This window comes from Taibaiella koreensis (genome assembly GCF_003545715.1).
GTDB classification, from domain to species: Bacteria; Bacteroidota; Bacteroidia; order Chitinophagales; family Chitinophagaceae; genus Taibaiella; species Taibaiella koreensis.
Window position 1 is genome coordinate 71017 of record NZ_QVNU01000007.1, and the last position, 23420, is coordinate 94436.

General features: G+C 47.6%; 26 protein-coding genes. 16 read left to right on the plus strand and 10 right to left on the minus strand.

The features are described from left to right. Nucleotides 1–27 precede the first annotated feature (27 nt). On the minus strand, nucleotides 28–1557 hold the full coding sequence (locus tag DZK30_RS20550) for a M61 family metallopeptidase (RefSeq protein WP_118976073.1): 1530 nt from the start codon (nucleotides 1555–1557) through the stop codon (nucleotides 28–30). 308 nt (nucleotides 1558–1865) lie between these two features. On the opposite strand from DZK30_RS20550, the gene DZK30_RS20555 reads away from it, so the two are divergent. From DZK30_RS20555 to DZK30_RS20580, 6 genes are all read left to right on the plus strand, one after another. Then, nucleotides 1866–2441 (plus strand): hypothetical protein, encoded by a 576-nt coding sequence (locus DZK30_RS20555; RefSeq protein WP_205529515.1) that lies wholly within the window; start codon nucleotides 1866–1868, stop codon nucleotides 2439–2441. Between the two features lie 8 nt (nucleotides 2442–2449). Continuing rightward, on the plus strand, nucleotides 2450–2734 hold the full coding sequence (locus DZK30_RS20560) for a winged helix-turn-helix domain-containing protein (protein ID WP_118976074.1): 285 nt from the start codon (nucleotides 2450–2452) through the stop codon (nucleotides 2732–2734). Between the two features lie 92 nt (nucleotides 2735–2826). Continuing rightward, nucleotides 2827–3603 carry an SDR family NAD(P)-dependent oxidoreductase gene (locus DZK30_RS20565; protein ID WP_118976075.1) on the plus strand — a complete coding sequence of 259 codons (777 nt, stop codon included), beginning with the start codon at nucleotides 2827–2829 and terminating at the stop codon, nucleotides 3601–3603. 166 nt (nucleotides 3604–3769) lie between these two features. Beyond that, nucleotides 3770–4231 carry a hypothetical protein gene (locus tag DZK30_RS20570; protein WP_118976076.1) on the plus strand — a complete coding sequence of 154 codons (462 nt, stop codon included), beginning with the start codon at nucleotides 3770–3772 and terminating at the stop codon, nucleotides 4229–4231. Between the two features lie 60 nt (nucleotides 4232–4291). Further along, nucleotides 4292–4771, plus strand: coding sequence for an anthrone oxygenase family protein (locus tag DZK30_RS20575; RefSeq protein WP_118976077.1), 480 nt, complete (start codon nucleotides 4292–4294; stop codon nucleotides 4769–4771). Next, nucleotides 4768–5085 (plus strand): DUF2141 domain-containing protein, encoded by a 318-nt coding sequence (locus tag DZK30_RS20580; RefSeq protein ID WP_162903292.1) that lies wholly within the window; start codon nucleotides 4768–4770, stop codon nucleotides 5083–5085. Before DZK30_RS20575 ends, DZK30_RS20580 begins: the two co-directional genes overlap by 4 nt. Before the next feature lie 181 nt (nucleotides 5086–5266). Here the strand turns inward: DZK30_RS20580 and DZK30_RS20585 are convergent, their stop codons facing one another. The 4 genes from DZK30_RS20585 to DZK30_RS20600 all read right to left on the minus strand — a co-directional run bounded on the left by DZK30_RS20585 (nucleotide 5267) and on the right by DZK30_RS20600 (nucleotide 8273). Next, complete coding sequence (locus tag DZK30_RS20585) at nucleotides 5267–5917, minus strand: NAD(P)-dependent oxidoreductase (RefSeq protein ID WP_118976079.1); 651 nt, start codon at nucleotides 5915–5917, stop codon at nucleotides 5267–5269. A gap of 204 nt (nucleotides 5918–6121) precedes the next feature. Continuing rightward, nucleotides 6122–6529 (minus strand): Rrf2 family transcriptional regulator, encoded by a 408-nt coding sequence (locus tag DZK30_RS20590; RefSeq protein WP_118976080.1) that lies wholly within the window; start codon nucleotides 6527–6529, stop codon nucleotides 6122–6124. Nucleotides 6530–6984: 455 nt separating this feature from the next. After that, a complete protein-coding gene (locus DZK30_RS20595) occupies nucleotides 6985–7668 on the minus strand; it encodes a hypothetical protein (protein ID WP_118976081.1) in 684 nt (227 codons plus the stop codon). A 176-nt stretch (nucleotides 7669–7844) separates the two neighbouring features. After that, the gene (locus DZK30_RS20600; protein ID WP_118976082.1) at nucleotides 7845–8273 is read right to left on the minus strand and encodes an SRPBCC family protein; all 429 of its coding nucleotides are present in this window, start codon (nucleotides 8271–8273) and stop codon (nucleotides 7845–7847) included. A gap of 345 nt (nucleotides 8274–8618) precedes the next feature. Here DZK30_RS20600 and DZK30_RS20605 point away from each other — a divergent pair, with 345 nt between their 5' ends. Both DZK30_RS20605 and DZK30_RS20610 read left to right on the plus strand, forming a co-directional pair. Next, entirely contained in the window at nucleotides 8619–8840 is a 222-nt protein-coding gene (locus tag DZK30_RS20605; RefSeq protein WP_118976083.1) for a hypothetical protein, read from the plus strand. Nucleotides 8841–8887: 47 nt separating this feature from the next. Further along, nucleotides 8888–9367 (plus strand): DUF4328 domain-containing protein, encoded by a 480-nt coding sequence (locus DZK30_RS20610; protein WP_162903293.1) that lies wholly within the window; start codon nucleotides 8888–8890, stop codon nucleotides 9365–9367. A 121-nt stretch (nucleotides 9368–9488) separates the two neighbouring features. Here DZK30_RS20610 and DZK30_RS26015 read toward each other — a convergent pair whose 3' ends face one another. Then, nucleotides 9489–9641 (minus strand): class I lanthipeptide, encoded by a 153-nt coding sequence (locus tag DZK30_RS26015; protein WP_162903294.1) that lies wholly within the window; start codon nucleotides 9639–9641, stop codon nucleotides 9489–9491. Nucleotides 9642–9873: 232 nt separating this feature from the next. Here DZK30_RS26015 and DZK30_RS26020 point away from each other — a divergent pair, with 232 nt between their 5' ends. From DZK30_RS26020 to DZK30_RS20630, 5 genes are all read left to right on the plus strand, one after another. Continuing rightward, nucleotides 9874–10050 (plus strand): hypothetical protein, encoded by a 177-nt coding sequence (locus tag DZK30_RS26020; RefSeq protein ID WP_162903282.1) that lies wholly within the window; start codon nucleotides 9874–9876, stop codon nucleotides 10048–10050. A 277-nt stretch (nucleotides 10051–10327) separates the two neighbouring features. Then, nucleotides 10328–11518, plus strand: coding sequence for a pyridoxal phosphate-dependent aminotransferase (locus DZK30_RS20615; protein ID WP_118976085.1), 1191 nt, complete (start codon nucleotides 10328–10330; stop codon nucleotides 11516–11518). Nucleotides 11519–11649: 131 nt separating this feature from the next. Further along, the gene (locus tag DZK30_RS20620) at nucleotides 11650–12297 is read left to right on the plus strand and encodes a hypothetical protein (RefSeq protein ID WP_118976086.1); all 648 of its coding nucleotides are present in this window, start codon (nucleotides 11650–11652) and stop codon (nucleotides 12295–12297) included. Between the two features lie 454 nt (nucleotides 12298–12751). Beyond that, on the plus strand, nucleotides 12752–14023 hold the full coding sequence (purD, locus tag DZK30_RS20625) for a phosphoribosylamine--glycine ligase (RefSeq protein ID WP_118976087.1): 1272 nt from the start codon (nucleotides 12752–12754) through the stop codon (nucleotides 14021–14023). A gap of 126 nt (nucleotides 14024–14149) precedes the next feature. Continuing rightward, the gene (locus tag DZK30_RS20630; RefSeq protein WP_118976366.1) at nucleotides 14150–14731 is read left to right on the plus strand and encodes a DUF3109 family protein; all 582 of its coding nucleotides are present in this window, start codon (nucleotides 14150–14152) and stop codon (nucleotides 14729–14731) included. Nucleotides 14732–14831: 100 nt separating this feature from the next. On the opposite strand, the gene DZK30_RS20635 is transcribed toward DZK30_RS20630, so the two are convergent. After that, nucleotides 14832–15932, minus strand: a complete 1101-nt coding sequence (locus DZK30_RS20635) for an Mrp/NBP35 family ATP-binding protein (RefSeq protein ID WP_118976088.1) — start codon at nucleotides 15930–15932, stop codon at nucleotides 14832–14834. A gap of 177 nt (nucleotides 15933–16109) precedes the next feature. On the opposite strand from DZK30_RS20635, the gene DZK30_RS20640 reads away from it, so the two are divergent. The 3 genes from DZK30_RS20640 to bla all read left to right on the plus strand — a co-directional run bounded on the left by DZK30_RS20640 (nucleotide 16110) and on the right by bla (nucleotide 18142). After that, a complete protein-coding gene (locus tag DZK30_RS20640; RefSeq protein ID WP_162903295.1) occupies nucleotides 16110–16763 on the plus strand; it encodes a carboxypeptidase-like regulatory domain-containing protein in 654 nt (217 codons plus the stop codon). Nucleotides 16764–16845: 82 nt separating this feature from the next. Next, the gene (locus DZK30_RS20645) at nucleotides 16846–17328 is read left to right on the plus strand and encodes a DUF4920 domain-containing protein (protein WP_118976090.1); all 483 of its coding nucleotides are present in this window, start codon (nucleotides 16846–16848) and stop codon (nucleotides 17326–17328) included. A gap of 67 nt (nucleotides 17329–17395) precedes the next feature. After that, on the plus strand, nucleotides 17396–18142 hold the full coding sequence (gene bla / locus DZK30_RS20650; protein WP_118976091.1) for a subclass B1 metallo-beta-lactamase: 747 nt from the start codon (nucleotides 17396–17398) through the stop codon (nucleotides 18140–18142). Nucleotides 18143–18162: 20 nt separating this feature from the next. Here the strand turns inward: bla and DZK30_RS20655 are convergent, their stop codons facing one another. From DZK30_RS20655 to atpG, 3 genes are all read right to left on the minus strand, one after another. Then, on the minus strand, nucleotides 18163–18429 hold the full coding sequence (locus tag DZK30_RS20655; RefSeq protein WP_118976092.1) for a hypothetical protein: 267 nt from the start codon (nucleotides 18427–18429) through the stop codon (nucleotides 18163–18165). Nucleotides 18430–18575: 146 nt separating this feature from the next. After that, complete coding sequence (locus DZK30_RS20660) at nucleotides 18576–21620, minus strand: T9SS type A sorting domain-containing protein (protein WP_118976093.1); 3045 nt, start codon at nucleotides 21618–21620, stop codon at nucleotides 18576–18578. An 866-nt stretch (nucleotides 21621–22486) separates the two neighbouring features. After that, nucleotides 22487–23368, minus strand: coding sequence for an ATP synthase F1 subunit gamma (gene atpG, locus DZK30_RS20665; protein ID WP_118976094.1), 882 nt, complete (start codon nucleotides 23366–23368; stop codon nucleotides 22487–22489). Between the last annotated feature and the right edge of the window lie 52 nt (nucleotides 23369–23420).

Below are 23420 nucleotides of genomic sequence, written 5' to 3' on the forward strand. Positions count from 1 at the left end.
CCATTATTTTCGGAAGCCTGATCTGTCTTATTGGTTGATCCATGCTTTTCTCAATGAAATTTGACCTGGGGAAGGATTGCTCATTTCGGTAACGGTTTTTTGTACGTCATCATAATCCAATCCTACCTTTTGCAAGCTCTCTTTCAGGGGAATGGGTTGCCCCTCTTCTACATAATCTTTAAAAAACCGGCGAATTTCAGGAAAGGTCAATGCTGTCATTACTTGAAACAGATCCGCATCTTTAAAGGCCTTTTCAGGACCATATTTTTTAATCAGCTTTTGCATCAATTCCTGCGTCCCCATCTTTCCATTGGATAGCTCCCGCAGGCGAATATCAAGGCATAAACCAATTAAGGCGCCTTTCTGGTAAAAATTCATGTACTGATCCTGCATCTTAATGGCATTGGTACTCATTTCAGTCATCGATAGTGTATTGTCGAATCCATCCATGCCTTTAATTTTCGCCTCAACCGTTTTGAGAAAGGCCTGAATACTGATCATTTTCTGCTTTACGGGCATGTGTATTGTCGCATACTCCGTCATCCCTTCGTAAAGCCAGAGATGTCGTGACAATACAGGATTGAGAAAATTAAAATGCTGTACCTCCTCAGCATGGATATTAAGTGGCGTGAGGATGTGAAAAAATTCATGCGAAGCAACACCTATCAAGGCTTCCGGGAGTTTATCGAGCGTTGCCGAACCATACAGGCATACGGTAGAATTGTTGTGTTCAAGGCCATCGGCTAATAATCCTTTCGGGATCTTTTCGTGATAAATCAGAAACGCATATCTATCGACGGGCAGCCTGCCGCCAAGATAGGCCTGTTGGTGAAATAAAATGGTTTTCAGTTTAGCCGCTAAAACTTTCGAATAAGATGAATGTTCCTTTGAATAAAAAGAAACCAGGACTTTCGTATTGCCTACCTGTGTCCAGGTCGTATCCGGTACGCAATACAGTACAGGAGCATCAACCAGGCGACGGTAATCTGCTGCCGAAACAATATCTGTCGTATCGTTCTGCTGCCTGTAGTTCAAAGCAGATGAAGCATAAAACCCCCGGTTCTTTTTTATCGTAACCTGGTAAGGCCTGGGGGGCATTTCTTCGAAATACCCTGCCACAGAACTATAATTAATGATGGAGACGCTGTCTTTTTTAAACATGCTTTCGGGCGATTTGGCACCCGGCGTATGTTCCAGCAAGTGGCGCCAGCCACCAGATACCTTATAGGTTATAGCAGCAATATGCTCCAGATCAGGTATTACCCAGGTATTGGTATCTGATCTGTTAACAGCTATGGGCGTTCCCTTTTTATTAAAGGCTTGAAATTCCGAAATATATTGACCAAGATTCAATGCATCGTAGTAGCCCGGAACCATTCTGGGTATAACAAATTTGCCCTCCCGCAAATGGTTTTTGGGCGGCAATAAGGTAACCTGAACTTTATCCTCGCGCACATTCAATAAATCAATGTTGTATTGATACATGTCGGTTTGCACCTGCGCCGATAACTTTATCGAGAATACCAGCATTGCAATTATAAACAGGAATCTATTCATCTCTTAAGTGCCTGAAAAGTAAAGCGAATAACACGCAGAAAGACTAATGAGCTTGCGTACTTCAATGGTTTTTGAACTTGCAAAAATAGCAAATAGACGCTGGTTTTACGTATGTCTTTTGCCCTGCCGGCCCGCAGTAGCTTACAGTATACTGCCAGGCTCCTTGAGCGGTCTTTTTTGGATAGGCTTTAAGACCGGCGATTCTTTTGTTCCCTATAGTGCGATAGGCACTTAAAATAAAAGTGTTCCTGAAATTTGGTTTGTATTGCAGACTGAATTAGTTTTGTACATCAAAAGCTGAATTTTTTATGGAAATGGAAGAAAAATCCCTTTCGCCACAAGAAGGTTTGCAATTGATTGCAGATGCAATTGCAATGACTAAAGGGAACATCAGGCAGAACAGCTTTTCTTTTTTACTTTGGGGCTGGCTGGTTGCAATAGCCAGTTTCCTTTTCTTCATTCTGCAGCACTATACATTAACGCAATTCTATTTTTTGCCGTTTCCCATTTTTGCATTTTGCGGAATCGTTATCACCATCATTTACTACAGGCAAAAGGTTTCCGTTGCTACAATTTCTTACTTAACAGATTTTCTGTACAAAATGTGGCTGGTGCTGGGCTTTTCATTTTTTGCGGTTGTATTCATTAATGTATCGCAACATCATGTGCCATTCACTTACACGTTAATCATTGCAGCGATCGGAACGGCAGCATCGGGACTTGTAATGAGGTTTAGTCCCCTGATCCTAGGTGGCTTTGTGTTGTTCATTGCTGCAATTATTACGGTATACCTGGCCGATGAGTATAAGGTATTGGTTCATGGCATTGCCTTCATTTTAGGCTATATCATTCCCGGTTATTTATTGAAATTTTCATCCAAATAACTTCGAAAATGTATAGCGAACTTGATCCGGTGCTCAATGTACCTGTACGTTTGGCAATTGTTTCAATTCTTATAAAAGTTAAGCAAGCCGATTTTAAGTATCTGATGGAAAACACCAGTACAACACAGGGTAATTTAAGTCACCAGATAAAAAAGTTGAATGAAGCCGGATATATTGAAGTCGAAAAGACCTCCAAAGGCAACTATCCGCAAACGATTTGCAGACTAACAATAAAAGGCAAAGAAGCCTTCGAAAGTTATATTGAAGCCATAAAAAAATACCTGCACTTATAACAAGATATTTTTTTTGACAATTTGGTTTGCATCGCAAACTAAATGGGAACCAAAACAGTTAAATAAATCATACAACAATAAATAATAGAACAATGGAAAATCTAATAACGGAAAGTCATTTTAAAGATAAAGTAGTATTGGTAACAGGCAGCTCGAGAGGAATAGGAGCAGCCACTGCAATAGCGTTTGCGAAACACGGCGCCAAAGTGGTTTTGCACGGAAGAGATGGGCTTGCGCTTAAAAAGGTACAAGATGTTATTGCTGCATTGGGTGGCGATGCCACTATAGCAATAGCCGACTTAAATAAGTTTGATGAAATAGAAGCCATGCGCGAACAGATTCAAAAGGACTTAGGCGAAGTAGATATTCTTGTAGCTAATGCAGGTGGAAGTTTTACGCCACCGGCGCCACTTGAAGAAATTCCCGAAGAGGGTTGGCGGGCTTCAGTAGATGGTAACTTAACGGTTACTTTTTTAACGCTTAAAAGCTTTTTGTCCGCCATGAAGAAACGCAAAAGCGGGCACATCATTACGATGTCGTCCTCAGCAGGACGCAGGCCACACGCTATGGCGCCCATACCTTACGGCGCCGCAAAAGCCGCCATTACAATGCTTACCCAGGATGTTGCGGCGCAGGTAGGGCCGTATGGGATTCATGTGAATTGCATTGCTCCCGGAACAATCCTGACAGAACGCAATATCAGTCGCATACCCGAAGGACAGCAAAAAGCAATGGTTGATTACCATCCCATCAAGCGCCTGGGCACGCCTGAAGATGTTGCAAACGCTGCTATTTTCCTGGCATCGGAAAACGCCTCGTGGATTACCGGTACGGTACTGGATATTGCTGGTGGCGCAGTAATGATTTAATCTGAGTATCCGGATATAGGAAACAGAGCCGGTCCTTGAGCTTGTCAAAAGGACAAGATGGTGCTTCGACGAGCTCAGCAACCGTTATGTAGAAGCAAATTGTATCCTGTTTCCTATATCCGGATAGTCACTTGATTTAAATAACGATAACCCATAAATTGAAATTATGAACATGATAGTATTATTGATCACGACGGTGGTTTTGTGGATAGTCGTTGCCGCCTCTTGGCTCCAGCGCCTTTATGCAATGCCCCGATGGTTTGAAAACCCGCCGGCTTCATTTGAACGCATACGCCGGCAAAGTAAAGCATCCCGGATATTTTGGCTGCCCATTATGGCATTATCGCTCATATCCTCCATTGCAAGCTTAATCATGAATTGGGGATATCCGGATATCAGAACTTATATGCTTATAGCATTGGCATGTTTTGTTCTTAATGGCGTATCCACCGGGCTGTACTTCGTTAAGGAGATATTGATTTTTGCCAGGATGCCGGCCGATGCGCCCCAAACACCAGCACTTTTAACGAGAACAAAAACCTGGCTTAAGTGGACTACACTGAGAAACGTTTTACAAGTCTTTTCTGCTGTTTTTGCAACAATGGCCTACCTGCATTTCATTAAGTAAAAAAACAAGAAGACATCGTCATCGCAGCTTTTAAAAAAACTTCCTTTAAAATCGAATTTTATGATAAGGAAACTCTCTCATTTTATCGCACTCGTGCTGCTAATGCTTATTACGGGTCTGTTTTGGGGAACATGGTTCTCGATGAGCAGAACAATGGAAACTTTTTCAGTGGCGGAATTCATTCACATAGGTAAAACAATAATCGGCAATGTGGCAAACCCAATGAAGGTGATCATGCCCGCATGCATTTTATCCATGACAATTTCCGCGTGGAAGTATGAGCAAAAAAAATCGCTTGGTTTTTATCTGCTTGTTTTTTCATTGGCGCTGCTTATTGTTGTGCTGATAATAACTGTCGGTATTGAAGTTCCTATTGACAACCAAATAAAACAATGGACAGCCGATACAGCGCCGGCCAATTGGGAAGCCATCCGAAATCGTTGGGAAGTCTATCACACCACCCGCGCATTTGTATCTATTATGAGTTTTGGACTTTTTTCATCAGCACTTCTAAAGACATTTCAAAAGCCTTTATCATGAAGCGTTTCACTTACAAACACCTTTTGGCGACAGCACTTTTTCTTTCGACTTTTCTTTTCGTTACCGCGTTTCAAACGGCAACGGTAACCCATCTTAAAATAACGGTTACCGGAATTAAAAATTCAAAGGGAGCAATTAATTTCAATCTATACAACAAGGCTGAAGGTTTCCCGAAAGAGCAGGCGAAGGCATTTAAACGATTAAGCGCCAGGATCACCAACGGTACAAGTACGGTCACTTTTGAAAATATTCCTTTTGGTGAATATGCCCAGGCTGCTTACCACGATGAAAACGGCAATACCAGGCTTGGATGAAAAACAGGGCAAAGGCAAGCTCTGCCCTGTCTGAATGGTAATGTTATTGCTTCAGTGGTTAATGCCATTCCATAGCGCCCGCCGCTACTCTGGTGCTTAGCTGGAGGGCTGTTTCAAATCCCAGGGTGGAATATTGGCTTTGATGGCCTTAGCGTTGCAGCAGTTTTATTCTTCCAAGGCATTAATAAGCGACAGTAAAGCGTTTGCGGCTATATTCCGGACTTTCTATTTCGTCTACAATGGCTACAGCGACGTCTTCCACAGAAATGATGCTTCTTTTTTCTTCATTATAGACGGGTGTGTCCAGCCCGGTACGGTAAGTCCCTTTTCTTTCGCCGGAAGTGCCCTGGTGCATTTCAAGGGCAGGGCTTAAAAAGGTCCAATCCAATTCCTTTTCCTCTTTCAGGATATTCAAATAATCCCTTGCTGCCAGGGCGCCGGGCTTCCATTCAGCCGGGAAGTCGGGGGTATCTACTTTTTGCAGGCCTTCCGCAACAAAAAGGCTTCCGGCGCCGCCAACCACCAGCAGGCGCTGCACGCCAGATCTTTTTACACCTTCCTGAATGGCAGCGGAGCCCCGCAGGAATTCATGATACAGATCCGGGTGGGTCCATCCAGGGTTGTAAGCGCTGATCACAATGTCATTGGCCTTTACGGCCTCGGCTACTGCTGCTGCATCCAATACATTTGTTGGTTTGCGAACGATGAGGCTATGCTGCGGTATTTGCTCTGGATGGCGTGCGATGGCCGTTACCTGGTGACCTCTTTCAATAAGCTCATTTAAAATGGCGGTTCCTACGAAGCCTGTGGCTCCAATCAAGGCTACTTTCATGTTTTGATTTTAAGTGGTTATTAATACTGTTATAGTTTTTGTTACAGTTTTAGATAAAAAAAATTTTGACTATCCGGATATAGGAAATAAAGCCGGTCTTTGAGCTTGCCGAACTTTTCTCACCGAAGGTAAAGGACAGTGATGCTTCGACAAGCCCGGCAGCTGTTATTTTAGAAGCAAATGGTATCCTGTTTGCTATATCAATTATTGAAACTTCTTTGCAAAATCTTTCACGGTTATCTTTCCGAGTTGTTTCAAAAACAGGTTATCTGCGGTGCGGAACAGGTCTTTCAGATGGCCGTTTATCTGTTTGCCTACGGGGCAGTCGGGATTGGGGTCGTTCGACCTGCCTAGTAGGGGTGTGTCGTTTACGGCTTTGTACACCTCAGACAGGGTAATTTTTGACGAAGCCTTACCCAGCATATAGCCGCCGCCTTTACCTTCCTTACTTTCGATAAAGCCCAATGCCCGCAGGTTGCCGATCTCTTTACGCACGATAGCAGGGTTCACATTAATGCTGCCGGCAATGAACTCGGAAGAAAGCAGCTCACCTTTATTAAATTCCAAAAGCGTAAGGATGTGTAAAGCCGTTGCGAATCGTCCGTTATTCATACTGTAATTATTATTATTACAGTACAAAGATACGCCGGTTATTTGATTTTCAAAATTTTTTTGAATCCCGATGTGCTATAAAGTGAATCCCTTGCCGGCGCACATTAGAATCGTCTCTCCCGCTAAAGGCATATGCCGGTAGCTGACAGCGGACCTTGATCGTCTGCATCTTTCGGATCAGTGTCTTCAATTGTTCAAAGGTATTGAGATGCTTCGGTGGCGCCCGCAGCTGTCAGCATAAATGGTATGTTTAGGTTTGGGCTAACATAACGGTAAACGCGCCGTTGTCATCCCGAATCGCTTGCGCAGCTTGCGAATGAAGGATTTCGTCCTGTTGAAAAAGGATATTTGTACAGGTTAAGAGAAAGCTGTTCCCTTAGCTCAAGATATTGCCCTCGCAGGAAGAAATTTTGAAATGCTATGGATACCTTATTTTTTAACGAAACGACATTGGGTTAATAAATCCAATAATACTTGGATTTACCAATAAAATTAGCCTTCAAATTTTCATATTCACTCTTCTTGGTTAAGTACAATTTGGCCGGAAAACTCATAACGCCATTTTCTCCTTCATCTTTGCCCAACGTCAAATTGATGATAAAGTCATCAGTAACCCATTCATAATATTCTCCGTGTTGAAGTGTTTCTTCTATTATTTGAGGTTTACCATAAACGTTTTCTAATTTGTGTTTTAACGCGTAGAAGTTTTTCTTGTCGTCTTTATAAGTTTCCGAAGTAGCTCTCAAAGATTGAAATTCATTTTTATCATTAGCTGCCATATCCAATTTTTGAAATCTTATACCTTCGAATGTTGCCAAAGTGTCTTTTGTGTTCATTCCCTTCATTTCGTAAAGCAGAAGATATATATTGTTATCAACAAATAAAGTATCTATGTTTTCAAGAAATTTATAGTCTTTCAGTAATTCTTCGGAGAATGCTTCTTTTGTTTTTCTTTGAGAATATAACGCTAATGATTTTTGGTGCGTTTCGATTTGATTTTTATAAAATTCATATACATTGAATTTTACGGAAAAAGTTTTTAAGTCTATTATTTTTTTTCCCAATTCGGGGTGTTGACCACAAACCGGTATGGCAAAAATGAATATAAACAAAAGCGATAGGGTAGCTAATTTTTGCATTTATTTTGACGTTATTTCATTTTTTAAAGGACGTTTATTCCCCGTGCTGGCGCACGCGCCTTCGTATGTGCCGCTAAAGAAACAGCTATCCTCAACCAGTCCTAGCGTCTCGCTACGACTGGTTGAGGATTCATGCGTCAGTAAGTGTTTGAACGTTGGTCATGGCAGTCCAGTCGCTAGAATTTTCGTTTCTGATAGGGTGTCCCTTCACCATCTTCGCAATAGCTTTTAAGGCTTAATAGAAACATTGCCCAGTTATAATTACACCATTGGTAAAATTCGGTAAGCTTGCGCCAGTCGAAATGTTTGAGAACCACGGCCGTTGTTCCGTCTTTCTCTGTCAGGTCAAAAGAAATGCCTGTTCCAACCCACTCAGGGTCAGATTCGATACATGCCCACACAATTCTTTTATTCGCAGACAATTCCGTTATTTTCATTTTTGTACCATAGTTATCTCCAAAATCAAATTCATTGACAAATTCCAATTCTGGCTTAACAATGAGTTCCGTTGTCCAGACAGCCGCGAGACCTTCTCGCGTAGTTAATGCTTCGTAGACTTTTGCAGCAGGCGATTTGATGTAGTTGATATGCTCTATTTTTTCCATCTTCCGTTATTGGTTTTTATAAAAAACGCTAAGATAACCAGTTCTGTCTTTATAGTTTATGAATATAGGCGACAACGTAAATAAAGGAGCGGATTATTGATGATAGTGCATAAAGGGTTTGTGCCCCTGCTGGTGTACAAACAAGCCTAAATACCATGTAGGGTTGGGCACACGATCCTCTCGCGTGTTGTTAAAGAAAAAAATGGGTGATAAATATTGTAAATTAAGCAGGGAATAATTATAGCAAATTCAGCCGCCTGCGTAGCGGGATAAAGTTATTTATTATAAACCTGTTATGCTATATTCGCATACCCGATCACCGTATTTAACGTAACATCAAAACCCATGACAGCAGAATCGCTCGAATTACTGAAAAAATACCACCAGAAAACGGTGGAGGCTCTGGCCGATTTCGACAACACCATGATCAACCTGATCAAAGCAGGCGTTAAGAATTTTGCCGACAACCCGGAGTATAAGTCCCGGAAAAAGAAATGGCGCAAAGCCGCCAAAGAATATATGGGTTTGGCCGAGCTGCTTTCGGAGCTGGATAAGAACTATAATTAATCCGCTCAATGCGGGACCGGTCGATTTTTAATGTAACCTTCCTCACCATGGATATACCTTACAACCTTTTCCCATCCGGGCTTGAAGCCCTTCTGGTCGCCCTGGTCATATTGGCCCTCCTGGTCGTCCCTTTCGTCTTCTACCTGATCACCTTACAAAACACCTTCAAGGCCCTACAGCCCGAAAACCGGCGTATGCCGCCCGGCCAGGTATGGCTGCTGTTCATTCCCTTTTTCAATATCGTATGGCAGTTCATCGTCGTCAACCGGCTGGCCGATTCGATCCAGCGGGAGTTGCGGGCACGGGGTATAGAGGCTGCCGAAACTACGCGGGGCCCGGGCAAGGCTTATTGCATCCTTAACTGCTGTTCTGTTATTCCCTTGGCAGGTACGGTAGCGCGGTTGGTAGCGCTCATCTGCTGGATCATTCATTGGGTAAAGACCAACGAATACCGCAAGCAATTCATAGCAGAGCCTTTTATAGTGCAGGCAGACGATAGCGAAATATTCGGCTATGGAAAATATTGATCGACTGGCTTAAAAGAGCGATCCGGAATACGGCAAAAATCAAGTTTCAAGCCTGCTTATATTGACTACGCGCAATGTTGCAGGCTTGAAACTTTTTTGGACAGCTCCTGCAATCCTGTTATTACTCAGCAATAGCTTGCTGGTCGCAGCAGCAGCGGGTTGCGTATTCCAGCGAATTAACGCCGCCTACGACCGACTGTGTTTTCTTGTCGTTCAATGCGATAATGGTCTTTTTGCCAAGCATCAGTTTTGACTTTACGGGCTTTTTCTTCATGTCTTATATTTTAACGGCTAAGCTAGGAACCATTTGCGATGGGAACTATACCTGTTTCATGGGAATTTCAGCGAAGGAAATGCTAAAAGACAGCGCACTTTTTCCGGTCCGTCTTTATGAAAACCATATCAACTTTTCCCCGTCGTGGTTGTACTTATAGCTGCCGCCGTAGCACAAGAATACGCTATGCCGGAAACAACGCGTTTCGTTCAACATTTAAACAAGAGCGATTATGAAAAATACCAAACCACAGGTACCGGAAAAGCAGATGAATCCCGACAACAGGAAGAGCCGGCCCGAGGTGCGCGATAACCTCGACAATAGAACGGGCGAAGAGCAGGAGGATAAAGGCAGTGATGTTACCCATAACAAGAAAGAGCATCATAGCCCACCGAAGAAAAAAGATTAGGCCCTGTTATTATGCCAGAGAAGAAGGCGTCGCAAACCGTGGCGCCTTTTTATTATATCCCGATATCCCGGGGTTGGCCGGTACGCCGGTGTGTTTTTTCCTAAAAAAGAGTTAACACCTGGGTGCCGTTTTGCAGGTCGCTGCAACGGGCTTATCCAAAGGGTGCCCCGCATTGATTACAATGGTTTTATAATGCTGTTGCATAGTCAAAACTCCTTACCTTCGTTCATCCGTTTTTTTAGGGGGAGGGGGATATTTTGAACATAAACAATCTTACATGCAACTAGCGAAACGACTTGACCGTATTTCCGAACCGCAAACGATACTTATGGCCAAGCTGGGCCGCGAATTAAAGGCAAAGGGCGTACAAGTCATCGATCTGAGCCTGGGCGAGCCCGATTTTAAAACACCACAGCATATTATAGACGCTGCAGACAGGGCCATGGAAGAGGGCTATACCAAATACCCGCCTATAGCCGGTTTCCCCGAGCTGAGGCAGGCCATCGTAACCAAGCTGCAGCGCGACAATCACCTGGAGTATACACCCGAGCAGATCATCGTAAGTACGGGAGCCAAGCAGGTGCTGGCCAATGCGATATTAAGCATCGTGAACCCCGGCGACGAAGCTATTATTCCCACGCCGTTCTGGGTTACCTATGCTTCGCTGGTAAGCCTGGCCGAAGGAAAGAATGTATTTGTTCCCTGCGGCATTGAAGATCATTTCAAGATCACGCCCGCGAAGCTGGAAGCCGCCATCACAAAGCGTACGCGGCTTTTCATCTTCTCCTCGCCCTGCAATCCCAGCGGCGCGGTCTATTCCAAAGAGGAGCTGAAAGCCCTGGCCGGAGTCTTCGAAAAATATCCCGATATCGTGATCATCAGCGACGAGATCTACGAGTACATCAATTACGTAGGTAAGCACGAAAGCATCGCACAATTTGAAGCGATAAAAGACCGTGTAGTCCTGGTCAATGGCTTCTCCAAAGGATTTGCGATGACAGGCTGGCGTCTCGGCTATATGGCCGGCCCCGTTGAGCTGGTGAAGGCCTGCGACAAGCTGCAGAGCCAGTTTACCTCCGGCGCCAACTCGATCGCGGAAAGAGCGGCGATTACCGCATTGCTGGCCGATCTTACGCCCTCCTTCGATATGGTGAAAGCCTTCAAGGAAAGAAAGGAATTTATTATACCGGCATTGCAGGCTATCGATGGCGTGCGCATCAGCGATCCCGAGGGGGCTTTTTATGCTTTTCCCGATATTTCTTCTTTTTACGGCAAATCCAATGGCGCAGCTGTGGTCAACAATGCCGACGATATGGCCATGTACCTGCTGAATACCGCACATGTCATCGGCGTCAGCGGCGCTGCCTTCGGCGACGAGCATTGTATCCGCTTCTCTTTTGCCGCCTCGATGGAAACCCTTCAGGAGGGTGTCCGTCGCCTCAAAGAGGCATTGGACGCATTACACTAAGCGCCACCTGGCCTGGCCATTGCTGCATAAAGCACCCCTGCCGGTAAACGATAAAAAAAGGTTTAAGTTTAACCGCTTAAACCTTTTTACTTGACCCTTGTCATAGCTTTGCACTAACAATCAGATGAACAATGAGAAAGATAGCTTCTTTATTGGCGATAACAGGCCTGGTTTTGTTTTTTTCCTCCTGTGAGCGGGGACGCCACGATCCTTATCCTTACCCCACGCAGCGTAGCTTTGTAGATGAGTTTACCGATAACCGCATGGGCTGGAATTTTGCCGATCCGGCCAATAACGCTTATGGCAGCATCAACAGCGGGATCTATATGTTTGACTACAACGATGATGCGACAGAGGCCTATTATGTGTCCAAGTTCATCGGGTTTAACCGCTACAACGATTTTACCATTTACACCCGTATACGCTCCAACAACAATATGGGCCTGCTGTTTGGCGACAACAGCAGCGTGGGCAGCTACGGCTACAGCTTTACCATCGACTACGACGGCTACTATGCCTTGTACGACGAAGGCGGCAATGGCTATGGTTCCGATGTGCAGACCCTGGTGGAACCGCAAACCAATCCCAATGTAGCCCGCAACGGCAACTGGAACGAGCTGCGTCTCGAGCAGCGGGGCAACCGCTGGATCGGCTTTGTCAACGATGTTCAGGTGTTCAACATTCCTGCCCAGGACCTGAAAGGTACCAATGCAGGCTTTGTGGACATCAAAAATACCGAGGGTGATGCCGACTACCTGCAGGTCGACTGGTTGGAGTAAATAGTTTTTTCTGACTAGACAAAGTTTTGTGTGTCTATAAATACTAGTTAGCACGCTTGCGTACCCGTTTTTTCATTTGGTGTCAATATCTTTTCTTTTTTATTCGCATCTATATTTATTGCTTGTTGTGGTGCTCATGAGAAAAGTTGCTCCGCCAAAAAAGAAAGAAAAAAGGCGGCAAAAAAACAATGCTCCACTGTTTTTTTGTGGCCAACGCACCCGGGCTTAAAACAAATATTCGACTTTAATGCAGCATTGCCGGGCATAATGCCATGGATCAACATTTTAATAATTAACCAGAAGTATCTTTTGATGAGAAATTAGGCGGGCTGCTCCTTTATAGGGACAGCCCGCTTTGCTTCATGTCCGATTTTTCGGGGTTTTGGCCTTTTGTGGCGCTAAGGCCCGCGATATTATTTACCTTTGTGCCTCTTTAAATTTACCTGTTTCAAAAATGAATATATTGCTTTTAGGCTCAGGCGGCCGGGAATGTGCCATTGCCTGGAAACTGGCGCAGAGCCCTGAATGTTCCCGCCTTTTCATAGCACCGGGAAATGCCGGTTCGCGCGCTTATGGTACCAATGTGAGTCTTCCGCTTACCGATTTCGGGGCGATCAAAGCATTTTGCCTTGCAGAAGAAATAGGGTTGTTGTTCCCGGGTGGTGAAGACACGCTGGTGGCTGGCATCTGGGATTTTTTCAAAAATGATCCTGAGTTACAGCACATTATTGTCGCCGGTCCTTCTAAAGACGGGGCGCAGCTGGAAGGCAGCAAGGCTTTTTCCAAAAAATTCATGCAGCGCCATGACATTCCTACGGCTGCCTACCACGAATTTGATGAAAGCAATTTTGAAGAGGGATTGGTGTACCTGGAGCAACATACCACACCTATCGTACTGAAAGCCGACGGCCTGGCCGCGGGCAAAGGCGTGGTGATCACCAGCGATATAGAAGAGGCCAAATCCGTATTTGCCGCTATGATCAAGGAATCGCGCTTTGGCGATGCCGGTAAAAAAGTGGTGGTGGAGCAATTCCTCACGGGTGTGGAAGTGTCCGTTTTTGCGCTCAGCGACGGCCGTAATTATGTATTGTTGCCCGAAGCCAAAGACTATAAGCGGGTAGGAGAGGGTGATACAGGGCCCAATACCGGCGGCATGGGCGCCGTGTCACCGGTACCTTTTGCTCAAGGTGCTTTTATGGAAAAAGTAGAAGAACGTATCGTAAAGCCAACCGTAGCGGGCCTGGCGGCCGAAGGGATCGTTTACCAGGGCTTTATTTTCTTTGGATTGATCAATGTAGACGGCGAACCCTTTGTGATCGAATACAACTGCCGTATGGGCGATCCGGAAACGGAGGTGGTGATGCCCCGGCTGGAAAACGACCTCGTAGCCCTTATCCGCGATATGGATGCCGGAAGGTTGCATGAGGTAACCGTGCAGCATAGCGATAAAGCGGCCTGTACCGTAATGCTGGTATCGCAGGGCTATCCCGACGATTATGCCAAAGGAAAGGTAATGAGCGGTCTGGAGACAACCGAAGGTAGCTTGCTGTTTCATGCCGGTACTACGCTGAAGGAAGAGGAAGTGCTTACCAGCGGCGGTCGCGTGCTGGCAATCACTTCGTACGGCGCCGGTCTGAAAGAAGCATTGGCCCAGTCGTATCTTAATGCCGAAAAGATTAACTTTGAAGGAAAGCAATACCGGAGAGATATCGGTTACGAGTTCTGAGTGCAAAGAACTTCGGTCCTTGAGTTTATCGAAAGGACCATAGGTAAGCAGGTGCTACGACACGCTCAGCAACAGGGTGTGGGCATAGCCAGATGAAATATTTTTTTGTTGATAAAAAAAGAAGACGTGATTGCGATAGATAATATATTGGTTAGCGACGAAGTGGTGGAAAAGCAATTCGTTTGTAACCTCGATAAATGCAAGGGCGGCTGCTGCGTCGATGGTGATACCGGTGCGCCCATTACGCAGGAAGAAGCCGGTATCATTGAAGATATCTACCCGCAGATCCGCCACCTGCTGAGCCCCAAGGCCATTGCGCATATTGAGGAAGAAGGCACCCATACCTTCGACGATGAGTATGGGTTGGTTACACCCACGCTTAATGGCGGAATTTGTGTGTATGGCTATTACGATGAAAAGGGGATCGTCAAGTGCGCCATCGAGCATGTGTATAAGGAAGGCAAGATAGGGTTTAAAAAGCCGATCAGCTGTCACCTGTTCCCGATACGCATTACCGAATATGATACCTTTGAAGCCCTCAATTACGAACCCAGGGAAACCCTCTGCAAGCCGGCCTGCAAGCTGGGCAAGTCGCTGAAGGTGCCGGTGTACCAATTCCTGAAGGAGCCGCTCATCCGTAAATATGGCGAGGAATTCTACGAGGCGCTGGATGCTACTGCCAAGGCGCATTTCGGCATTGAAGAATAACTGTAGCGCTGCCGGCAAATGTGCCGCCGGAGATAAAAAAGCAAACAGGCGCGGGAACGATCGTTCCCGCGCCTGTTATTTGTATGGGTAGCTTGTGTATTTAATTCACGTTGATCACGGATACTTTTGTCGGATCGAGGTTGGCATTACGCATGGCTATATTGCGGGCCACATTGGCTGCTATATCCAGGAATGCCTGCCTGCTTACGGGCTCATCGTTCAGCACCGCAGGGAAGCCTTTATCGCCGCCTTCTCTGATGCTTTGTACAATGGGTATCTCTCCCAGGAAAGGCACTTCAAACTGCTCGGCCAGGTGCCTGCCCCCATTTTTTCCAAAAATATAATACTTGTTCTCCGGTAGTTCGGCCGGGGTAAAGTAAGACATGTTCTCCACCACGCCCAGGATGGGTACATTGATCTGGCCCTGTTTGAACATCATCATCGCTTTCTTGGCATCGGCCATGGCCACAGCCTGTGGTGTGGTCACGATTACGGCGCCGGTAACCGGTATGGTCTGCACCATGGTCAGGTGTATATCGCCGGTGCCGGGCGGCAGGTCCAGGATAAGGTAATCCAGCTCGCCCCAGTACACATCGCTGATGAACTGGCGCAGGGCCGATGTAGCCATAGGGCCCCGCCAGATCACGGCCTGCTTTTCGTCGACCAGCAGGCCTATCGACATTACTTTGACGCCGAAGCGTTCCACCGGTTCGATCATACCCTTGCCGTCAACATCTCGCATCATAGGCCGTTCGCCCTGCAGGCCAAACATCATTGGCGTAGAGGGGCCATAAATATCGGCGTCCAGTATGCCCACCTTTGCCCCTTCCCGGGCCAGCGCCAGCGCCAGGTTGGTCGATACGGTAGATTTGCCTACACCGCCTTTACCCGAGGCTACAGCGATAATATTTTTCACTCCGGGCAATACGGTACCGCCATCCTTACGGTTGGAGTTTACCCGGGCGGTCATGTTTACGGTTACCTGGGCTTCTTTATCGACAAATATTTTTACGGCGTTCACACAGGCCGAGCGGATCATATCCTTCATAGGACAAGCCGGCGTGGTCAGTTCTACAGTAAAGGAAACCTGTTTGTCCTCTATTTTGATGTCCTTTATCATGTTGAGGGTCACGAGGTCCTTTCCCAGATCGGGGTCGTCTACATTGGTCAGCGCTTTCAGTACAGCTTCTTCAGTGATCATGTGTATAAATATTAGCCCGGAATAACAGTTGCGCCCGTCACAGGCCGCAACTCCGGTGCAGCGGGGCAAAGTTACGGTTTAACTTCCTGTTTAAAGAACCGCTACTGCTATAATTATATTGGAATTAGTGATACGGAAACGTTGCATTTGCAACCTTTATCTTACTTTTGTTTGCAGATGAGAAGCCATTATCGATTGTTTGCTGCGACCCTGCTGGTCTGCCTTTTTACCCTCCCGGCAAAAGCACAAAAGCCTTTTTGGGACAATGTGATCCAGATCTCCGGTGTGACTATGACGGCCGACAGCCTTCGTGCCGTGCCTGACGTGACTGTGGAGGTAAAGAACAAGGACAGGGGTGCTTATTCCAGCAAATATGGTGTTTTCTCCCTGGTTTGCTCCAAAGGCGATACCCTTAAGTTTTCGGCCGTCGGCTTCCGCTCTAAGGAATATGCGATTCCCCGCGACATTGACGGTCAGTATTTTAACATGGTGCAGCTGATGGTCCAGGATACTTTTTACCTGGCGGAGACCATCATCAGGCCCTTGCCTTACGGAGATGAATTCGACTATGCTTTCAAATACTGGGAAATACCAGACGATAAATATGCTGTAGCGCAGAAAAACACCAGCAAGCGAGCCATGGCTTACCTAAGACAATTCACACCCAAGGATGGCCGCGAAAACCAGGCTTATTACCAGGCCGAGCAGGCCCGGCAGGGATATTACTATGGCCAGCAAAGACCCATCGGTATCTTTAATCCCTTCAAATGGGGCGAATTTTTCAATGCCTGGAAACGCGGTGATTTCAAACGGAAAAACGACGACGACTAGGCCCAACGTTTGTGCCTGCCGTTATGTCTTATGGAAAGAAGCATTATGCCGGTGACGGCCCCAACTCAAAATCAAACATTATATGATGAAAAAAATCATACTCTGCTCTTTGCTTTCGGCGTCTTTCGGCGTGGTGCCGGCAATGGCGCAAACAGCAACAGCCGTTTCCCAGGCCAAAGTTTACGGTACAGTAGCGCCACCGGTAAAACCTTATTCTACGCACCGCCTGGCTACAATCATGCAGGGACAACAAAGCGCGACGCTGCAACTGGTAGGTATGGCTAAGGAAGTGTGCCAAAAGGAAGGTTGCTGGATGACGGTCGGTATGGACAAGCGTGATGGTTACGACGTGCTGGTGAAAGTGAAGGATCATGCCTTCGTTTTACCCAAAGATATTACGGGCAGACAGGTAGTAGTGAGCGGAGTGGTAACCCAAAAAACGCTGAGCGTAGCTGAGCAAAAACATTACCTGGAGGATGCAGGCGCTTCCCGCGAAGCCATTGCCAAAATAACAGAACCCAAGCAAGTCTACGAAATGGAGGCTGTGGGTGTAGCGGTAAACTAAATTAATTTAAGCCTTTTTTCAGAAAGCGCATCCACCGGATGCGCTTTTTTTGCAGTTATTTTGCCGCATGAGACATTTACGGCACTTAAGCCTGATACTGATACTTTGGCTTATTGCAGGGCAAGCCGGGGCGCAGCAACATCCCCGGCTGCAGATCGCGCCACTGGACCACAAGCATTTTTTCATTTACACTACTTACGGCACTCTTGACGACGGCAGCACTTATCCATCCAACAGCTTGTATGCCGTTACGACGCAGGGTATTGTTATGATCGATGTGCCCTGGGATACCACGCAGACCCTACCGCTGATCGACAGTATTGAAAGGTTGCATAAAACAAAGGTGATCGCCTGTATCGCCACCCATTTTCACAAAGACCGCACGGCCGGACTCAACAAGCTGAAGGCGCGGGGGATCCGCACTTATGCCACCCGGCAGACCGACAGCTTGTGTGCGCTGAAAGGAGAGGAGCGGGCAGCATTCATCATGGGTAAAGATACAACCTTCCGTTTCGGAGACCTGGAACTGAAGACCTTTTATCCCGGTCCCGGACATACTTCCGATAATATTGTAGTCTGGTTCCCACGGGAACGGGTGCTTTATGGCGGCTGCTTTATCAAGAGCATCGAGACGGAGAACCTGGGTAACCTGGAAGATGCCGATCCGGCATCTTGGCCGGCCTCCGTAAAGCGCGTGCAACGGGCATTTCCCCATCCTAAGTATATGATCCCCGGACATGGTAGCTTCAGAGACCTGGGCGCCTTGCAGCATACCGCTACGTTGGCGCAGCAATACGTAAAGCAGCAAAAATGACCGGAGCTACTTGATCTGTTTTATCCTCCCGGCTTTTTAAAGGCAATGATGAAGTAAACAAAAAACAGGAGGGCAGCAAGGATCAGCGTAATGATCGTTATGGCACAATAAATAAGGAACTGGCGTAGTACGGCTCCGGTGCGTCTTTCAGGGGCAAATATGGCTGCCGCTACAATATCGGCCAACAGAGAGAACCCGACGGCAAGCGTATCGATGTCCTGCCGGATAGCTATAAGGATTAGGGTCGCTGCTATGCTTATGATACCGCCTAAGACTTCTTTTCGCATGTCGCAAAGATAGTGTAGGAAGCTGCTCGCGTCATACCGGCTGTACACTGTCTTCGTCTGCAGGATAGGAAAGGCATTTAAACGATACAGAGGCTATCCCGGAAGGATAGCCTCTGTGTTTTTTAAGTGTGTGCTTTTTTCAGCTGTTATTTCAGGACCTCGAAATTGCGCGTGACTTCGCCCTTATCCGTTTTGATCCTTATCATATAGATGCCTGGCGCATAGGCAGCCGTAGATAACCGGGTCCGGTGTGCTTCCGTAACGGGCGCCTGGTATATTGTTTGCCCGAAGGTGTTGTAAATGATAATATGCTGCATCTGCTCCTCTTTACTTTCAATAACCAATAGCGTTCTGGCTGGATTGGGATACAGCACCAGGCCTTGCCCGGCGTTGTTTCCGAAGAAACCTATCGGGGCCATGGCATGCTGGGGAGATGATATGCTTTGGTTGGTAAAGGTCTCGAATGCATGGTCCCGGTCCCCGAGGGTAAGGCTGTCGGTCCGGTTGGCTATATGCGTAACGGCGCTGCCGGCGCCTTCGTGCAGGATGCTTTGCAGCATGTAATTGCCGGAAGGCGCGTCTTCCGTGATGGTGAACCGGCCGGGAGGCAGTTGGAAATAGTTGACGAAATTACCGGGTCCGCTACTGCTTACCTGCAACACCTTCCAGGTTCCGTTTACACTGGCCGGTCCCCCGGTCCAGGCGGCGATCCGGCCGTCGGTCATTACGATCCAGGGGCTGCCGCCGGGATCCGTAGTAATGGCGGATGCCGGGGCAGGGGGTGGGGGAAGGGCAGTCCAGGAAGCTGGGGCATCACCAATGCCGCTATAATACTGTACGCCGCCATCGGGGAAAGTAGTGATGTAAATAAGGCCCAGGCCAGGATTGGCCGGGCTTACTCCTGGTCCTATGACAATGTCATTGGCATTAGCCGTATTGGAAATAAATGTTTGTGTGCCGTCGTTGGCATTGCTCAAGCTGGTGTTTTGTGAAATGAAGACATCCCTGAAAAAATGGATGCCCGCCACCGTATGGTTGAAATAGTCAATGCGGGCGGCGTCGTAAGCCTTCGGGGAATAAGCGGCGCCATCGTAATAATACAGCATCCCCTGGTCTGAAAGGGCAAAGAACCGGGTGTCGTCGATATTCGCCGGGCTCAGAAAGGTATTCAATCCGCTTACGCCCATATAGCCGGCGCCACCGTTGCCGGTGATCTTGACTGGTCCTCCCGATGCCATCGATCCGATAAACCGGTCTGCGCCCGGGCCGCCATCAACAAAGACAAGCCGGCCGGGACCCGGGGCCGGCTCTGCCCAGCTATTGGCCCCGTTGGCCAGTGTGTATACAGCTCCGTTTCCGGTAGTGATCAGCAGCTTGCCATTTTCCGTAAAAGCAATATCCGAGGCGACAATACCGGAGAAGGTATCGATCAGGGACACAGGACCACCCGAAGTGCTGAAACCAAAAGGTATCCCGGTGTGCGGAGCCGCGTCTTTGATGAGTGTAACGGCGGCATTCTCCGACGGCACTGTGAAGCGGATACTTATGCTCGCCGGAGCACTTACGAGACCGGCGGCGTCTTTAACCCTGTAGCTGATGGGTGTGGGATTGCCTGTAAAGCTGTTTTGCGGTGTAAACGTAACGGCGCTTGAACTGCTGTTCAGCGACCAGGCGCCCTGGCCGGGTACGGTAAAGCCGGTAATGTCGCCCTGGGCGTCGGTAGTCACGCCTGTAGCGCCGGTGGGAACGATCAGACTGATGTTCTCCGGCGACAGCACGCCGCTATTGGGATCCATATCATTGGCCAGCAAGCCGGATATCGTAGCGGCGTTGCCCGGAGCCTGGTTGCTTAGGCTATCATGGGCAGCGACAGGTGGCTGGTTAATGGCAAAGTGTATATCGGGCACATTCCCGCTGCCCACAGTTACCGTTATCCGGCCATCGGCAGGCGTGGCATCAGACGAACCCACGTGCTGGTAGCCGGCGGGAAGGGTCAGGCCTACGACATAACTACCGGGCAACTGGTTGGAAAAGCTATAACTGCCATTGGCATTGGTGGTCGTTGTCGTAATTACGGTAATGCCATCCGCAGCATAAAGAACGATCGTAAGCCCGGGCATAAGGGGGCCGGTAAGGCCATCGCTCATGCCTGTATTGTCATTGTAGACCCGGCCGCTGATCATCACGCCGGCATTAAAATCTATGGTGATCGTAGCGGCATTGCTGAATGCGCCTGCTGCATCTTTTACCTTATAACTGATCGGCGTGGGATCGCCTGTAAAGCCACTTTGCGGCGTAAACGTAACGGCGCCGGAACTGCTGTTCAACGACCAGGCACCCTGGCCCGGTATAGTAAAGCCGGTAATGTCGCCCTGGGCGTCGGTAGTCAGGCCTGTAGCGCCGGCCGGGGCCATCAGACGGATATTGCCGGGCGATAAAGTGCCATCAGGGTCTGTATCATTAGTCAGCACATTGGGTACCGTCGCCGGGCTGCCGGGCGTTTGCCCGGTCACGATATCGTTGGCGGCAATGGGGACACCGTTTATGGCTTCCAGCTTAAAACCATCCCAGCTGATATAGCCGGCGTAGTGGTTGTCGCCGGTAGGCGCATTTACAGGGCTTGCACGCATATTGAAGGTTGCTGTGGTAGCGGTTGCTGTTAATACCTGGTCCACAGTTTGCCATTGCCAATGCGTGGTATTACTGTTACCGGGATTGCTATATCCCGTCATGCCGGTTACTACGGCATTGGGACGGCATGGCGCATTGTAAAGTTGTCCCCCCGTGCGAACACAAGCTGTCCTGGTCCAGTAGTAGCGAAAGCGATATTGCTTACCAATAATGAGCCCCGTTACCACCTGCTGAAATCCCTCGGAACCACCGTTCGTGGAACCTATTGCCAGACTGGAAACCGTGCTTTCAAAAGTACCACCATCGGGTGAGGCCGCTTCATTGCCAACCCATGGATAAGGCGCCGTTGAAGGTGAAATGGGGATATTGGCGCCGGATGCCGTACTGTTGATATCCGGAGAAAAAGCATTGATCGACCAGCCCGAAGGCGTTCTGTTGGGGCCGATAGTGCCGCTCATGCTGCCATTCACAAAAAGATTCTGCCCCAGGGTATCGTATCCCTGTAACAGCAACAGGCCAATCACAAGCCCCAATGGCTTTTTAGTAGTAGGTATGCGCATGTTATTTGTTATTTATTGTTGTTGATGTTTGTCTTTTAGAAATACTCATAGCTGGCATAGCCAGGAGAAACGATACCGGAATGCCGGAAGAATGAATGTTTTTCACAATGCGTATGTTTAGTAGCGGAAGTATTTTTGGTATAGTTTATGCGTTTAATCGGCACTTTTTGAATGAATGGAATCAGGAATGGCACGCAATATACATTTATTATGCATAAATTATTGCAATTACCGGAAAATCGTACGCGCTTTGCTCTGATAGAAACGCGCATAGCATGCGAGGAGAAGCATCTGGGCTTTTTATGATCGCTCAGGGAGGAACAAAGAGATTATGTTTAATGGTTCCTTCTTTGCGCTGTTGTCTTTATGAGAAAAATCAGTGAACTGCCGCTGTGGGACAGCTTAACAGGCACACACGGGGCGCGTGCGCTAGCGTACGAGAGACGCTGTTACGCTGCGCGCTAATTGAAGGCAGCCGCATGTTCACCCTGATACAGAGTGTTGTACTCAAAGAGAAGGTTTCCGCGCGTTTTATTATACTTAGAGAGGCTTAGGCATCATGTTTAATACGCCCTTCTTAGCGCCTTTGTGTCTTTGTGAGAAAATTGCTGTGCTTCCACTGTGGGGACAGTTTAAAGGGCATACGCAGCGCGTAGTATACACAAAAAGTCGCAGCGCCGCCGCGGCGTTGCAAGAAAACGGAGAAAGCCTATACACATGGGGGGCGCATGGACTGGCAATAAAGCAATACGGCGAGCAATTAAGCTATCTTTTGCCTGATCCTAATATAGAAATTGCCTCCTGTATGGATTTGACGTTACAAATCTACAGGAGGCATTCGTATATGTTTTGCGGTATGCTTAAGATTAACCTTGCAGGGCTGCTGCACCACTCACGATCTCGGTCAGCTCGGTGGTGATCGCTGCCTGGCGGGCGCGGTTGTAGGAGATCTTCAGACTGCGCAGGATATCGGCGGCATTTTCGGTTGCCTTATCCATAGCCGTCATACGGGCGCCATGCTCAGAAGCATGCGCATCCAGTATAGCTTTATATACTTGTGTATTCAGGATCTTGGGCATCAGCTCCTGGATGAGCACTTCTTTGGAAGGTTCAAAGATGAAGTCGGTCTGTTTTTTGCTTTCGGTAGCTTCTACCTTAGGGATCGGCAGGTAGGGTTCGCTCACGAAGACCTGGGTAGCCGCGTTCTTAAACTGGCTGTATACCAGCTCCACGCGGTCATATTCTTTCCGCAGGAAGGCTTCCTGGGCGTAGATCGCTGCACGGCGCACATTCTCAAAGCTAAGATCGGCGAAGAGGTTCCAGTAATCGTCTACCAGCTTGTAGCCGTGACGCTGAAAATATTCATAGCCCTTTTTGCCGACAGGCAATATGGTCACATTGCCTTTAGCATATTGGGCAGCGTATTTGCTTTCGATCGTCTGGCGGGCAGCCTTGATCACATTGGAGTTATAAGCCCCGCAGGTACCGCGGTCACTGGTAATGGGAATGATGAGCACACGCTCTGTTACTCTTTCGGCGGCCAGGGGCAGCTCCATATCACCGCTGAGGCTGCTTACGATATTGGTCAGCATTTCCTGCATCTTCTGGGTATAGGGACGCATTTGCAGAATGGCATCCTGTGCACGGCGCAACTTGGCGGCGCTCACCATTTTCATAGCCTTGGTGATCTGCTGGGTGGAGGTAACTGATACTATGCGTAAACGAACTTCTTTAAGTTGCCCGGACATATAATAAAATTATTTTTAATTTCTTTATTTGGCTGCAAAGGTACGATTCAAA

Excerpts from the sequence above, each read along its gene's own strand:
- DZK30_RS20645 (WP_118976090.1), top strand. The coding sequence starts at position 16,846 with ATGATGAAAAAAATCATACTCTGCTCTTTGCTTTCGGCGTCTTTCGGC.
- DZK30_RS20550 (WP_118976073.1), bottom strand. The coding sequence starts at position 1,557 with ATGAATAGATTCCTGTTTATAATTGCAATGCTGGTATTCTCGATAAAG.
- DZK30_RS20595 (WP_118976081.1), bottom strand. The coding sequence starts at position 7,668 with ATGCAAAAATTAGCTACCCTATCGCTTTTGTTTATATTCATTTTTGCC.
- DZK30_RS20620 (WP_118976086.1), top strand. The coding sequence starts at position 11,650 with ATGAGAAAGATAGCTTCTTTATTGGCGATAACAGGCCTGGTTTTGTTT.
- DZK30_RS20610 (WP_162903293.1), top strand. The coding sequence starts at position 8,888 with ATGGATATACCTTACAACCTTTTCCCATCCGGGCTTGAAGCCCTTCTG.
- DZK30_RS26020 (WP_162903282.1), top strand. The coding sequence starts at position 9,874 with ATGAAAAATACCAAACCACAGGTACCGGAAAAGCAGATGAATCCCGAC.
- DZK30_RS20580 (WP_162903292.1), top strand. The coding sequence starts at position 4,768 with ATGAAGCGTTTCACTTACAAACACCTTTTGGCGACAGCACTTTTTCTT.
- DZK30_RS20635 (WP_118976088.1), bottom strand. The coding sequence starts at position 15,932 with ATGATCACTGAAGAAGCTGTACTGAAAGCGCTGACCAATGTAGACGAC.
- atpG (WP_118976094.1), bottom strand. The coding sequence starts at position 23,368 with ATGTCCGGGCAACTTAAAGAAGTTCGTTTACGCATAGTATCAGTTACC.
- DZK30_RS26015 (WP_162903294.1), bottom strand. The coding sequence starts at position 9,641 with ATGAAGAAAAAGCCCGTAAAGTCAAAACTGATGCTTGGCAAAAAGACC.
- DZK30_RS20640 (WP_162903295.1), top strand. The coding sequence starts at position 16,110 with ATGAGAAGCCATTATCGATTGTTTGCTGCGACCCTGCTGGTCTGCCTT.
- purD (WP_118976087.1), top strand. The coding sequence starts at position 12,752 with ATGAATATATTGCTTTTAGGCTCAGGCGGCCGGGAATGTGCCATTGCC.
- DZK30_RS20585 (WP_118976079.1), bottom strand. The coding sequence starts at position 5,917 with ATGAAAGTAGCCTTGATTGGAGCCACAGGCTTCGTAGGAACCGCCATT.
- DZK30_RS20605 (WP_118976083.1), top strand. The coding sequence starts at position 8,619 with ATGACAGCAGAATCGCTCGAATTACTGAAAAAATACCACCAGAAAACG.
- DZK30_RS20555 (WP_205529515.1), top strand. The coding sequence starts at position 1,866 with ATGGAAATGGAAGAAAAATCCCTTTCGCCACAAGAAGGTTTGCAATTG.
- DZK30_RS20590 (WP_118976080.1), bottom strand. The coding sequence starts at position 6,529 with ATGAATAACGGACGATTCGCAACGGCTTTACACATCCTTACGCTTTTG.
- bla (WP_118976091.1), top strand. The coding sequence starts at position 17,396 with ATGAGACATTTACGGCACTTAAGCCTGATACTGATACTTTGGCTTATT.
- DZK30_RS20660 (WP_118976093.1), bottom strand. The coding sequence starts at position 21,620 with ATGCGCATACCTACTACTAAAAAGCCATTGGGGCTTGTGATTGGCCTG.
- DZK30_RS20600 (WP_118976082.1), bottom strand. The coding sequence starts at position 8,273 with ATGGAAAAAATAGAGCATATCAACTACATCAAATCGCCTGCTGCAAAA.
- DZK30_RS20655 (WP_118976092.1), bottom strand. The coding sequence starts at position 18,429 with ATGCGAAAAGAAGTCTTAGGCGGTATCATAAGCATAGCAGCGACCCTA.
- DZK30_RS20615 (WP_118976085.1), top strand. The coding sequence starts at position 10,328 with ATGCAACTAGCGAAACGACTTGACCGTATTTCCGAACCGCAAACGATA.
- DZK30_RS20575 (WP_118976077.1), top strand. The coding sequence starts at position 4,292 with ATGATAAGGAAACTCTCTCATTTTATCGCACTCGTGCTGCTAATGCTT.
- DZK30_RS20565 (WP_118976075.1), top strand. The coding sequence starts at position 2,827 with ATGGAAAATCTAATAACGGAAAGTCATTTTAAAGATAAAGTAGTATTG.
- DZK30_RS20560 (WP_118976074.1), top strand. The coding sequence starts at position 2,450 with ATGTATAGCGAACTTGATCCGGTGCTCAATGTACCTGTACGTTTGGCA.
- DZK30_RS20570 (WP_118976076.1), top strand. The coding sequence starts at position 3,770 with ATGAACATGATAGTATTATTGATCACGACGGTGGTTTTGTGGATAGTC.